Consider the following 12,188-nt stretch of genomic DNA (forward strand, 5'->3'; position numbering starts at 1 on the left):
CTACTCAACTGTGCGGAGGTGGGACGACGAAATCGAATTCTAACGAATTACCGATTTCTGTCCCACTCTCTTTTTTACTTGATGTCGTCTGTTGCTACATCCGTTCCGAACCACTTCTTAGAAATCTTTTGGAATTGGCCCTTTTGATAGAGTTTTACGAAGGCTTCATCAATTTTTTTCTTCAAAGTTTTATCCGCCTTGCGCACTCCTACCGCAAAGGATTCTGTCTCAAACCCGACAGGAAAGACATTGTAGTCTTTTAAAATTCCTTCCGTCTGCAGATAATAGTTGGCATAGACACGGTCGATTAAGAGGCCATCGATCCGATCATTCTGAAGATCGATCAGCGCCTCGTTGAAACTCTGGTATTGGGTAGCCTTTTGATTTTTGATCTTATTTTTCAAGATTTTAGGATTGGCTTCAAAATCCATATAGCCAGACGATCCGGTCTGGGCATCTAATCGTTTCTCTTTGATATTTATAAAAAAAATAGCCTTTCGGCTATTCTTCTACTTTTATAAATCCAAATTTATTGAGAGGATAGAGACGTAGATTCACGACTCCTTCGATCTGATTTTTATGGATATAACCAAACTCACGACTATCTTCTGTATCTCCACGGTTATCATTTAAGACTAGATAAGTATCCGATGGTACACGACCAGCCTTGGTCCCTTTTAACTCTGATAAGAAGAAATCATCCGTATAATACCCATTACTCGTTGGAGCCGCTAGGTGTTTGTTCAGCATTTTATTCAGGTAAGGTTCTGGTGTTGCCTGTCCATTCAAATAGAGGACGTCATCTACGTAGCTGACTTCGTCGTTTTCTTTGGCAATGACACGTCCAAGGTATTCTTTTCCACCGACCTTGTATAAGACCAAATCACTGCGATCTACCTGAGCATTTCTAGTCGCTACCACAAGATCTCCAGTTTTCACAGAAGCATTGGCCATTTTATCATTGATACTAAATGGATGAAATACAAAAATTCGAAGCAAAATCAGTGCCAAAACCAGTACACCGACAATGATGACATTTCTAATTAAATCTCTTCTTGGCATGTATGTCTCCCTTCCTTTTTATTTATTATACCATGTTTTTGATCTTTAAAAAAGAGAAAGTAAGCATTAGTGAGAATTCTTGTCATACTAAACAGGAAAAAGAAAAACCTCGCGGTCAATCCTTTCGGACCAACCAGCAAGGCTTTAAGATCAAATTGTCTATTAACGTACTGTACGGATACGCATTGTGTTTGTACGAACAGCTTCTCCAACTGGTACACCAGCAACGATAACGATATCATCACCAGATTTAACAAGACCAGCTTCAACTGCTTTACGTTCAGCAATTTCGAACATATCGTCAGTTGATGAAGGAGCATCTGTCAACATTGGGATAACACCCCAGTTCAACATCAATCCACGTTCAGTCAATTCGTCAAATGTCAATGCCAAGATATCAGCATCTGGACGGTATTTAGAGATCAAACGTGCAGTGTGACCTGTCTTAGTCAATGTTACAACTAATTTGATATCCATTGAGTTTGTAGCATCTTTAACAGCTGAAGCCATAACTTCTGTCTTAGAGTTACGTTCGAATGAAGCAGGGTTCAAACGACCATATTCTTTCAAAAGTGTTTGAGCGTTCATGTCAATTTTCGCCATTGTAGCTACAGATTCAAGTGGGTATTTACCGTTTGCAGATTCACCTGAAAGCATTGTAGCATCAGTACCATCGATAACTGCGTTGAAGACGTCAGATACTTCTGAACGAGTTGCACGTGGTTTTTCAGTCATTGTTTCAAGCATGTTTGTTGCAGTAATAACAACTTTACCAGCAGCATTTACTTTAGAAGTAATCATTTTTTGGTAAACTGGAACCATTTCAAATGGTACTTCGATACCCATGTCACCACGAGCGATCATGATACCATCAGTAACTTCGATGATTTCATCCAAGTTTTCGATACCTTGTTGGTTTTCGATTTTCGCAAACAATTGAACGTGGCTGTTACCAGTTTCTTCACAGATAGCACGAACTTCTTGAACATCTTTTGCAGTACGTACGAATGAGATCGCGATGAAGTTGATACCTTGTTCCAAACCGAAGCGGATATCGTCGTTATCGCGTTCAGCAAGTGCTGGGAAAGGAATCTTAGTGTTAGGGATGTTTACACCTTTTTGTTTAGCGATGATACCATCGTTTTCAACTTCAACAACAAATTCACGTTTTGCAGCGTCTTTTTCTACAACGCGAAGACCCAATTTACCATCATCAACCAATACTTGGTGACCAACTTCAACATCATCAAAGATGTCAAGCGCACCAGCAACGTTCAAAGCAATCACTTCACGAGTTGATTTGATGCCTTGTTTTGTAGCAACGCGGATACGTTCACCAGTCTTGTATGAATATTCTTTAGCTTCGCCTTCGAACAATTCAGTACGGATTTCAGGACCTTTTGTATCAAGAAGGTAACCAACTTTTTTACCAGCGATTTCTTCTGCACGTTTAACAGTCGCCATACGTTCACCTTGTTCTTGGTGGTCACCGTGTGAGAAGTTGAAACGGAAAGTGTTAGCGCCAGCTTCGATCAATTTAGCAATGTTTTGTGCTGAAGCTTCAACGTCAAGTTTTTCAGCCCAGTATCCATCTTCACCGAATTTTTTACCGCCACGGATTTCTACCGCAGGACCTAAAGTTGCAACGATTTTTACACGTTTGTTCATGATATATATGACTCCTTTTTAAATATATCTGTCTTTTTAAGACAAGGTTAACGAATTTATGAAATAAAATTAGATTGAAGACAAGCTACGGTTCAACTCGGCAAGACCAAGATCAGCTTTATGTGGATTGTTTACCACAATCTTACCATCTTCTGTCAAGCTAAAGAGGGCTCCTTCTTCTGCTTTACCAAGGATTGGGTTTTCCACCATTTTTTCATTACGGATACCAACGGCTACACCACCGATTCCTTGTTTCAACAATTTAACAGCGTGTGCTCCCATACGTGAAGCAAGAACACGGTCACGCGCTGTAGGTGAACCACCACGTTGGATGTGACCAAGCTCAGTCACACGAAGGTCACTTTCATCACCAGCTTCTTTCAACGCTTTACCAAATTCATCTGCAGACATCACGCCTTCAGCCAAGATAATGATGTTGTGGGTACGACCTTTTGCGTAACCTTCTTTGATGCTCTCAACAACTTCTTCGATCTTGAATCCTTCTTCAGGGATGATGATTTCATCTGCACCAGATGCAATCCCTGCCCAAAGAGCGATATCTCCAGCATTACGTCCCATAACTTCAATTACGAAAGTACGGTGGTGACTAGATGAAGTATCACGGATCTTATCGATCGCGTCCATTGCAGTTGTGACTGCCGTATCAAAACCAATTGTAAAGTCAGTTCCGACGATATCGTTGTCGATCGTACCAGGAAGACCCACAGCTGGGAATCCAAGCTCAGTCAAGCGCATCGCACCATGGTAAGAACCATCTCCACCAATAACGACAACACCTTCGATCCCGTGTTTCTTCAATTGCTCGATCCCTTTTAATTGACCTTCGCGTTGTGCGAATTCAGGGTAACGAGCTGAATGAAGGAAGGTACCACCACGGGAAATAATATCTCCAACAGATGAGGCGTCAAGGGGCTGAATTTTACCAGCAACCATTCCCGCATATCCATCATAGATACCGAAAACTTCCATTCCTTCTGAAATTGCTTGACGAACAACTGCACGGATGGCAGCATTCATACCAGGGGCATCTCCACCACTAGTTAAAACAGCAATACGTTTCATTTCGTTGTTTGCTCCTTTTTTTCTTTTACATTCTACGTAATTATAACACAAAGAAGACTAAAATTCTCGTATTTTTCGCAGTTTTTACCGATAAATCGTTTTCATAACGAGATTCTTTAATTCATCTTCCAATTCTTTGTTTTTCTGGACGGTATAGCCCTTCAATTGTAGAGTTTTTTTCTCGTCTTCATAGCGTAATATCACAGGATATGGGCCCGGATATTTTTTCAAGATAGAAAGAATTGTTTTATCCTGACGATGATCGAGCAACTGGATCCAGAACTTTTCATTGGTCGCTAGTTGTGCCTCTGCTAGAATCATCTGCAAGCGCCCATCACGCTCTTGTATCTTCCCTGTCAAGTAATAAAAGCCACCTTCTTTTATCAAGGAGGAAAATCGATTGTAGGTTTCAGGGAAAAGGGTCACATCCAATTTTTTCTTGGTATCACTGACTTGTAAGAAAGCCATGAGATCACCTGACTTGGTTCGAATGGTTCGAATGTTTTGTACCTCAATGAGAATGCGTGCCTGCTCTCCTTGTATGAGTTGAGAAATTGGTTGGATCTCGTAGGGACTCGTTTGCGCAATCGCAACCAATGGGTGAGTACTGAGTCCGACACCAATAATGGCCTCTTCCTTCTCATATTTTTCAGCCTGGCTAAAGTCCTCCGCTTCTGTCCAGGAATAGTTAGAATCTGCAAACAAACTGCCTAGCTCATCAGCAAAGACAAACAAATTCGGCAAATTGTGAAGCACCTTGCGCCTATTTTTTTCAAAAATATCAAACAATCCAAGCTCCACTAAAGGTGTTAACAGAGGTAATTTATGATACTGATTGGGGAGTCGTAAAATGAAATCTTCGACACTTTCAAAGGGACGATTATCAATGATCCAATACGCTAAATCTCTCGGGAGTCCCTTGATATTTTTCATTCCTAAGTAGATTTTTCGATCCTGGAACTTATCTCTGTAAGGGATGGTATTGATGGATAATGGCGCGACTTTAAAATCAAACTGGAGAGCATCTGTCAGATAATCGCTGCTTGAATAATTGAGCATGACATCAAAGAAAACATCTGGATAATGGACCTTAAAATAGGCCATCTGAAAAGCCAAGGCAGAATAGGCATAAGCATGGGAACGGTTAAACCCATAGCCTGCGAATTTTTCCATGATCGCAAAGACCTCTTTGGCTTTTTCTTCCGTATGCCCAAGTTTAAGCGCACCTACAACAAAATCGTCTTCCATCTTATGCATTTCAGCTGCATTTTTTTTGCCCATTGCCCGACGTAAAATATCGGCTTTCCCTAGACTAAAGCCTGCAAAACGTTGGGCAACCTGCATAACCTGCTCTTGGTAGAGCATGATCCCATATGTTGGCCTTAAGATTTCTTCAATAGCTGGATCTAAAATCTCAACTTTTTCCTGGCCGTGCTTTCTTTTGACAAAATTGTCAATGTAATCACTAGCCCCTGGACGATTGAGAGAGGTAGTCGCTACCACTTCTTCGAAATGATTGGGTCTCACTCGTCTCAAGAGGCGAATGGCTCCAGCCTGTTCAAATTGGAAAATCCCCTTGGTATCCCCAGCAGCAAACAAGGCCAAGGTTTCTGCATCTTCTAAGTCAATGGCTTCAATCACGATCTCTTCTTGGTACTTTTCATAGACCGCTTCCTTCATTTTCTGAACAAAGGTTAAATTTCGCAGACCCAAAAAGTCCATTTTCAACAGACCATTGGCTTCAACCGCATGGGCATCATACTGGGTGACAAACATGTCTTCTCCATACTTGAGAGGAATGTGATCCGTCAAATCCTGGTCACTCATCACAACCCCAGCCGCGTGGATAGAGGTCTGTCTTGGTTGACCCTCAATTCTTTTGGCAATTTCAAAGCCACGTTCAAATTCTGTTCGACTATGAATCACTTGTCGAAAAGCTAGATTCTGTTCATACGCTGTCGTCAGTGTATCCCTAAAGCCAATCCGCTTGGTAATGGAGGTTAATTCGTACTCTGGTACCCCAAAACGTTTAAAAACATCTCGAATGGCTTGTTTGGCCCCAAAGGTTGAAAAGGTCACGATCTGAGCCGCATGGTAACTCCCATAACGGTCTCTCACATAACGGATAAATTCTGGACGATAGATATCAGGAATATCAATATCAATATCCGGCATGGTATAGCGCTCCACATTTAAAAAGCGCTCAAACAGGAGGTTCTTCTCCACAGGGTCAATCCCTGTAATTCCTAATGCATAGGCTACCAGTGATCCTACAGCAGACCCACGTCCCATTCCCATATAATAGCCTTGACTCCGTCCGAAACGAAGAAGGTCCCAGACAATCAAGAAATAGTCATCAAAGCCCATTTGGTGAATAATGTCTAATTCATGCTCCAGACGTTCTTGATAGACCGGACTAGTCAAGTTCTTTCGAAGGAGACCCGCTTGAGCTAATTCTCTGAGTTCCTCAACAGCTGGTTTCTGAGGATTGAAGCGAGGCAATTTCAACTGGGTATCAATGTCATATTGAATCCCTTGAACAAGGTTTTCCAGATTTGTGATAGCTTGCGGAAATCGCTCTGCAAAATCATTCTTTAAATCCTGAGGAGTTTTTAGGACTGTTGTCTGATCAATTGGCCCTGTTTCCGTCAAGCTTTGATTGTCCTTGATGGCTGCCAGCATCTGCATGGCTTCCACATCTCCCGCCTCAAAAAATCGAACGGTATGAAGAGGGAGCACAGGGTGGCTAAACTCTTGAACCGGCGTATCCGCAAAAACTCCGATGAAGTAATCTAGACCAAACGGCAAGTCTCCACTAGCAAAAGGCGCTGGGACAATAACTGCTACTCCTTCTGTTAGGTGCTTCACATCCTCCCAATTGCTCTTCCCCATCATTTTGACGGTCGACATCTTCATCAAATTTTGGTAGCCCTTCGTGGATAAGGCCATCATCCGAAACGGAATTGTTTCATTGTCTACTTCTAGTCCAATTTCTAAACCGACCAAGGGGCTGAGTTTTTGGGCCTGACAGGCTTCGATAAATTCATAGGCACCATACAAATTATCTACATCCATGATTCCCAATGCGTCATACCCCATACTTTTAGCCACTTGGACATACTCTTTTATGGTCACAAGGCTTTCCATAAAAGTATAGACTGATTTGGTATCTAGCTGTGCAATCACTTTTTCTCCTCCCTCACTTGTCTATTTTTGGGACTCTTTTTTGTACAAAAAAACACCACTGCTACACAATGATGTCTCAACAACGGAAGACATGGGATTCGAACCCACGCACGCTTTTACACGCCTACCGCGTTTCCAACACGGCCTCTTAAGCCTCTTGAGTAATCTTCCATGAATAAAAATATGGAGCCGGTGGGAGTTTCTGAAAGTCAATCAATTCACTGTTTTTAGCTTTTTGGGTCTGTTTTAAGGACTGCTTCTAAAACTTCACAACTTCATTGCTCACATTGCTAGTTTAGCATAGCTTTCGAGAAAGTTCAAGTTTTATTTTTTTCTCTTGGACGCAAAAGGAAGTTATTCAATAGGAAAAAATCTTTTATTTTTTTAAAAAAAGTTGATAAAACCTCTTGACTTTATGTAACTTTAGTTGTACAATATATACATAAGGTTAAGGAGGAAACCTTAGACAAGGAAACTAAAGAAAGGAAAAATAAATGTTAAGGCGAAGAAAAAAGCCAATCAAAGCTAAAACGAATAAGCTAGTAGTCAAAATCAACTTGTTCATCATAAGCATTGAGTGGCACATCGAATTCGGATAGTGAGCAATCACTATCCGCCCCTTGGTGGGGCTTGCTTTAATTATAACAGGTATCGTGATGAAAGTAAAATTTAATGTTAAAAAAACCACAGCTAGAGAAAAACTTGAGTTTATTTTAGGGCTTCTGCTGATCGTAGTGATCATTTGGTTTTTTGTGAGGTAAATATGTTAGTTGATATCAATGCTATTAAATGGCTGCTAGAAAATGCCACAGCCTATTCTATTAGTAAAAATTGTGGATTATCCACCCAAGCTGTAGACAAATATAAGAATGGTATTTCTGATATTATGAATATGCGTTTGAAACACGCAATTAAAATGACAGAATACGCCAATCAGTTAAAAAACAAAAAGTGATGGTTATTTAATCATCACTTTTTTTGATGTAAAGACCCATTGCTTATAGCAGAGAATCAAAAAAACATAGTCATTCGATTGAGGTTACAACGGACAATTTTAATAATTGCCGTTATAAGCACAATAAAAAAAGCCCCCTCGAATTGAGGGGGTGTGTGTCTTATGTATTATAGAGTTTCTGGCCACGGGTCATCTGTGATATATGACATATCAGTAAACCGCAAGTCTCCGATATCACGATCTGTTGGCACTGGGTCATCGAATTGTAAGCGTAGCTGGTTGCCGTCACCCGGCCCACCTAAATAAAATGTTCCCAAGCGTTTCCCCTTGTCGTTTGTCATAATACCCAGTTTTGATCTGGTCGCACGAAAACCGACGGGTATACCGCCGACGTTTAAGATCACCACGTTTCGCTCACGGTCTGACCCTTGAGGAATGTAGCTGGGCGCACCTCGTCTCATGATCCCAAACCAACCCCACGATAGACCACCGAAGCCGATCTCTACCGTGGAATTTATACGTCTAAACTCGACATATGCATTGTTTTGGCTCGATGAAATTCTTGGCTTGTGTTTGACATCACCAAACAAGACAGACCAAGCGTTAGAGCCAGTTCCAGCGGTCTTTTTGATCCACTTGACAGCCCCATTTTTAGCAGTCGTATCAGTATAAATTGTACCAATATCTGCGTTTAGAGCATATGGAAAGCCTTGGCCTTTTAATTCGCCACTAGCACCACCAGAACCGACTGAACGCTTCAACTCTTCAAGATCGTTTTTCGAAGCAAGCTGGCTTGTGTCAATCGTTGGTAACTTGGATCTTGTGATAAACGGATCGCCACCGTTTTGCAATTTTGTATCGATGAGAGCGTCCAGACCGAGGTCTACGTGCTTCTCCTTGATATTCGTGGTCATCTGCGCTTGTAACGTGGCATACGTTGGAAACAACTCGTAAGCTTTGGAAGTTTGCAACGCTCCGCCTTGATTAGCTTGAAGCGTCCCAATATCACGACCAATGGATTCTATAGCTTTCTTTAATTTATCCATTCAGCACCTCCTTAGAGGGTATTTTTAGCCGTTGTATAGATTTGTACGAAGTCAGTATTTTCGAGGTCGGTGAATTTTTGGCCAAGCTCTGTCATTTTAGACACAATAGCTTGGTCTGCTGATCCTGCACCATTTGCGATACGGTCAGCGATCTCTTTGAGAGTATCTAATTCTTCTGGTACTCCATCGCCTAAAATGGCAGTCTTGACACCAGCGATAGCCGTGTCTAGTTGTTGTTGTGTGATTCCAGCTTGTCCAAGTTCTGACTTGTCAGCTTTGCTTGCAAGTGTGGTTTTAATTTCCTTGATGTCGCTACCGACAGCTTGAGCAAATGATGTTAATTTTTCAGTATTTAAAGTCATAATTTTTCCTCTCTAAATTTTTGCAAGATTGTATAGTACTGTTAGGTCTGGCAACTCTTCCGTTTGTGATCCGTTTGGATGTTCCGCGATATACTTGTCAATTTCAGTTTTAACATCATTTTTTACAAGCGATAATACTTCCTCACTTGTAAATTCGTCTGCTGAACGGGTGACGTCTAAACGTGTTGAGCGATCGCTGGGGAAAATATAGCCACCGCAAACGACTTCAACCAGATAGGATCCGATCGGAAGGGCTTTTTCGATTTTTAAAGTGACTCTGGATTTATCCACTTTACTTTCAAATGTGGCCTTTCCTTTTTGGTTAAAGATCCTGATCGTGGCATTCTTGCCATTAAGCTCGCTGATCGGGCGCATGTTTTCATCCAGTAGCTCATAACCAAACAGAGAGGCAGAGTCGCCTTGCTTGACGACTGCCCCTCCTTCGAATTGTCTCAGATTTGTCGAATTTAATAATGTCATTAAATCCTCCTTGTTTTAAGCGAATGAGCCGAAGTCTGTGATACGCTTACCATTCTGCGATTGTCCTACTGCCACATATCTGCGATTACCGGAACTTGCGATATATGTGATCCAGATATAACCGTCATTGTCTAACCAGCCATCATAGTTAATCTCTTGACCGGCGGTATAGACTGCTACGATGTCACCTAAAAGCCCAGCAGAAGAACGTACATTGAGCGCAGAGACTTCGACTGTGAATGTACCAGTTTCCTCGTTAAATTCGCTAGATTCTACTGTAAGAGGCTCTGACGGTTCGATAGCACTTACTTGTGCTGGCTGACCGTCAACAGGGAAGTAAAACCAGCCTACGATACCGTTGAAATCACGGGTGTTATATCGTGCTGGGCCACCAACATACAGAGCATCTTCATTACCGTCAATATTCTGCTCAATGGTCCGCATGGTATACCCGTCTGAGTCTTCGATGACTATACCAGTGTGGCCATAGCTGTGACCATAAATGTAAGTGGTATCCATAACGAATACTGCACCAGCCCGTGGCTTACTATCGAGATTCCCCTCTTGATTGTATTCCACCTCATAGCCTAAATCACGGGCAGAATTGAGTAGATCAATAGCATTGCCCCAGAGAGTTTTTCCGAAAAAGTAAGTAGAGATTGCATTCGGTAGTGCAGCGCATTGCATTCCCCATTGGCTCATAGATACACCCGTTCCAGCATCTGCAAGACCTTCTGCATATCCTAAAATATCATTTAAAGTAGCCATTTATTGCTCCTTTCTAAATTCAAAAGCCACCACCCAAAAATAGGCAGTGGCTAGTAAAAAGATTGTCACTTTAAGAGTTATCCTCTTAATCAGCGTTTGGCTCATCGTAGTCAAGCGCTCGTGTGCTATCACTCAATCCTGATGTTGTAGGGTCGTTAACAATCCCTACAAGTACAAGAAAGGCAAACAGTACATTGATAAATACAAGGACTTTATCAATTGTTTGGCCAAACTCCAATTTGATGCCAAAGATATCGGCAAATGCTTGGAAAAGCAAAGCCAAAGCTGGTACAAGGGCAAGCCAAAAGTTTTTATTTTTCAAACGTACATTCCAGTTGATTTTCATAATGTTACCTCTTAATTATTTTTTGTTTTGAATTAATGCTTTAAGTTCCTTCATATCCTCGCTCAAGGCTTTGACCTGCTCTGCGAGGATCAATAGAGACTTATTCTGTTCATCGTGGTTATCGAGTCGTCTAACTGCTGTCAGACGAAAATCACGCATGTTTTCAATGTCTTTTTCGATCACGACCATGCGTTTTTCTTGTGCCACGACACTTCCTTTAAAATTACCGTAAATTCCAAGTAAGATCCCGACAAATCCGACCATCATCGAGATATCTTCTGGTGTAAAGTGGATCATAGATCACGCCCCTCTCTAATTAAAGTACTGGTTGTGGTGTAGCTGTCGCCACTGGTTGAGTTTCAAGGTCACCAGAAGGTTGTCCTGGCTTCTCTTCCTTCTCTTCTTTTGGTTTAGCCCATTTCCAGATGCCAATCTTACCATTTTGGAAAAGGCTGTTTAATTGATCCAAGGTTTCGCCCTGATAAGTAAATGGTTCGGTCACTTGGATCATGACACGCTTGCCTTCACCAAATGCTTCTGTATGATTTGGATCTTCAACAGTAAAGATTTCTTGTGGTTGGTAAGTTTTACCAGATTGACCAAGGTCTACCAACTCAAGACCACGTTTAAATACAGTAGGATCAAGTGGATTTTCAACATCGGTCACACGGGCCAATACATTCCATTCTGCCACTTCTTTGATCTTCTGGATTTGGTTCGCTTTTTCTTCGTTGTCTTTGGTTAGAGCTTGGATTTTAGCAATAGCATCATTGTTAGCTTCGACAGATTTGTCTAGCTCTTTCTTGATCGCTACGACTGCGCCAGATGTGTCAAGCTCCATGCGGACGATATTCAATACTGCTTCAACCAGTGTCGCATCATCTTCGGTCATGCGATTGGTTGGCAAGATTTCTTCAAAGACACGGTACGGAAAATCTTGCTTGATTGCTACTTTCGTAGTGTTGGCTACTGCATCGTATGATTTAAATTGTACTTTGTAATCCATTAGTTTGTTACCTCGTTTTTGTTTTTAATTTCTTCAAATAGATCCTTTAAATCTTTGTCAGACTCTAGGACAGAGCGATAGCTTTCAACTTCATTTACAAGTTGTGCTACATGTTCCTGAGATTTAGTAAGTCGGGCTTTAAATTCAGCCTCGTTGATTGTCTTATTCGCCAATTGGTTGGCTAAATCAGTGATGATTGCTATGTATGTGCTTTCGTTCATTTTGC

Annotated in this window: 13 protein-coding genes, 1 tRNA gene and 1 pseudogene; 1 reads left to right on the forward strand and 14 read right to left on the reverse strand. The window is 41.5% G+C overall.

The features are described from left to right. Nucleotides 1–74: 74 nt before the first annotated feature. The 6 genes and pseudogenes from H7T97_RS05865 to H7T97_RS05890 form a co-directional block, all read right to left on the reverse strand. Nucleotides 75–473: pseudogene (locus H7T97_RS05865) on the reverse strand (transporter substrate-binding domain-containing protein); the annotation flags it as partial. Nucleotides 474–501: 28 nt separating this feature from the next. Further along, nucleotides 502–1,062, reverse strand: coding sequence for a signal peptidase I (gene lepB, locus H7T97_RS05870; protein ID WP_003006560.1), 561 nt, complete (start codon nt 1,060–1,062; stop codon nt 502–504). A gap of 162 nt (nt 1,063–1,224) precedes the next feature. Continuing rightward, entirely contained in the window at nt 1,225–2,730 is a 1,506-nt protein-coding gene (gene pyk, locus H7T97_RS05875) for a pyruvate kinase (protein ID WP_013903352.1), read from the reverse strand. A gap of 69 nt (nt 2,731–2,799) precedes the next feature. Further along, nucleotides 2,800–3,813, reverse strand: coding sequence for a 6-phosphofructokinase (gene pfkA, locus H7T97_RS05880; protein ID WP_049486313.1), 1,014 nt, complete (start codon nt 3,811–3,813; stop codon nt 2,800–2,802). Between the two features lie 84 nt (nt 3,814–3,897). Then, complete coding sequence (locus tag H7T97_RS05885) at nt 3,898–6,999, reverse strand: DNA polymerase III subunit alpha (RefSeq protein WP_201089727.1); 3,102 nt, start codon at nt 6,997–6,999, stop codon at nt 3,898–3,900. An 83-nt stretch (nt 7,000–7,082) separates the two neighbouring features. Beyond that, nucleotides 7,083–7,170 (reverse strand) — tRNA-Ser (locus tag H7T97_RS05890). A gap of 592 nt (nt 7,171–7,762) precedes the next feature. On the opposite strand from H7T97_RS05890, the gene H7T97_RS05895 reads away from it, so the two are divergent. After that, nucleotides 7,763–7,954, forward strand: coding sequence for a hypothetical protein (locus tag H7T97_RS05895; RefSeq protein ID WP_009732644.1), 192 nt, complete (start codon nt 7,763–7,765; stop codon nt 7,952–7,954). Between the two features lie 167 nt (nt 7,955–8,121). Here the strand turns inward: H7T97_RS05895 and H7T97_RS05900 are convergent, their stop codons facing one another. The 8 genes from H7T97_RS05900 to H7T97_RS05935 form a co-directional block, all read right to left on the reverse strand. Then, entirely contained in the window at nt 8,122–9,000 is an 879-nt protein-coding gene (locus tag H7T97_RS05900) for a hypothetical protein (protein ID WP_201089729.1), read from the reverse strand. Nucleotides 9,001–9,011: 11 nt separating this feature from the next. Then, on the reverse strand, nt 9,012–9,362 hold the full coding sequence (locus H7T97_RS05905) for a hypothetical protein (RefSeq protein WP_049496546.1): 351 nt from the start codon (nt 9,360–9,362) through the stop codon (nt 9,012–9,014). A 12-nt stretch (nt 9,363–9,374) separates the two neighbouring features. Next, entirely contained in the window at nt 9,375–9,842 is a 468-nt protein-coding gene (locus H7T97_RS05910; RefSeq protein ID WP_195487096.1) for a hypothetical protein, read from the reverse strand. A gap of 15 nt (nt 9,843–9,857) precedes the next feature. Next, nucleotides 9,858–10,529 carry a CHAP domain-containing protein gene (locus tag H7T97_RS05915; RefSeq protein WP_260314072.1) on the reverse strand — a complete coding sequence of 224 codons (672 nt, stop codon included), beginning with the start codon at nt 10,527–10,529 and terminating at the stop codon, nt 9,858–9,860. Between the two features lie 166 nt (nt 10,530–10,695). Next, a complete protein-coding gene (locus H7T97_RS05920; protein ID WP_049472249.1) occupies nt 10,696–10,956 on the reverse strand; it encodes a phage holin in 261 nt (86 codons plus the stop codon). Between the two features lie 15 nt (nt 10,957–10,971). Beyond that, entirely contained in the window at nt 10,972–11,253 is a 282-nt protein-coding gene (locus H7T97_RS05925; protein WP_031575451.1) for a DUF7365 family protein, read from the reverse strand. A gap of 19 nt (nt 11,254–11,272) precedes the next feature. Continuing rightward, the gene (locus H7T97_RS05930) at nt 11,273–11,962 is read right to left on the reverse strand and encodes a hypothetical protein (RefSeq protein WP_201089733.1); all 690 of its coding nucleotides are present in this window, start codon (nt 11,960–11,962) and stop codon (nt 11,273–11,275) included. Further along, on the reverse strand, nt 11,962–12,183 hold the full coding sequence (locus tag H7T97_RS05935; RefSeq protein ID WP_049472245.1) for a hypothetical protein: 222 nt from the start codon (nt 12,181–12,183) through the stop codon (nt 11,962–11,964). Before H7T97_RS05935 ends, H7T97_RS05930 begins: the two co-directional genes overlap by 1 nt. Nucleotides 12,184–12,188 lie beyond the last annotated feature (5 nt).

The organism is Streptococcus parasanguinis, assembly GCF_016648925.1.
GTDB lineage: Bacteria > Bacillota > Bacilli > Lactobacillales > Streptococcaceae > Streptococcus.

Excerpts from the sequence above, each read along its gene's own strand:
- lepB (WP_003006560.1), bottom strand. The coding sequence starts at position 1,062 with ATGCCAAGAAGAGATTTAATTAGAAATGTCATCATTGTCGGTGTACTG.
- pyk (WP_013903352.1), bottom strand. The coding sequence starts at position 2,730 with ATGAACAAACGTGTAAAAATCGTTGCAACTTTAGGTCCTGCGGTAGAA.
- pfkA (WP_049486313.1), bottom strand. The coding sequence starts at position 3,813 with ATGAAACGTATTGCTGTTTTAACTAGTGGTGGAGATGCCCCTGGTATG.
- H7T97_RS05895 (WP_009732644.1), top strand. The coding sequence starts at position 7,763 with ATGTTAGTTGATATCAATGCTATTAAATGGCTGCTAGAAAATGCCACA.
- H7T97_RS05900 (WP_201089729.1), bottom strand. The coding sequence starts at position 9,000 with ATGGATAAATTAAAGAAAGCTATAGAATCCATTGGTCGTGATATTGGG.
- H7T97_RS05905 (WP_049496546.1), bottom strand. The coding sequence starts at position 9,362 with ATGACTTTAAATACTGAAAAATTAACATCATTTGCTCAAGCTGTCGGT.
- H7T97_RS05910 (WP_195487096.1), bottom strand. The coding sequence starts at position 9,842 with ATGACATTATTAAATTCGACAAATCTGAGACAATTCGAAGGAGGGGCA.
- H7T97_RS05915 (WP_260314072.1), bottom strand. The coding sequence starts at position 10,529 with ATGCAATGCGCTGCACTACCGAATGCAATCTCTACTTACTTTTTCGGA.
- H7T97_RS05920 (WP_049472249.1), bottom strand. The coding sequence starts at position 10,956 with ATGAAAATCAACTGGAATGTACGTTTGAAAAATAAAAACTTTTGGCTT.
- H7T97_RS05925 (WP_031575451.1), bottom strand. The coding sequence starts at position 11,253 with ATGATCCACTTTACACCAGAAGATATCTCGATGATGGTCGGATTTGTC.
- H7T97_RS05930 (WP_201089733.1), bottom strand. The coding sequence starts at position 11,962 with ATGGATTACAAAGTACAATTTAAATCATACGATGCAGTAGCCAACACT.
- H7T97_RS05935 (WP_049472245.1), bottom strand. The coding sequence starts at position 12,183 with ATGAACGAAAGCACATACATAGCAATCATCACTGATTTAGCCAACCAA.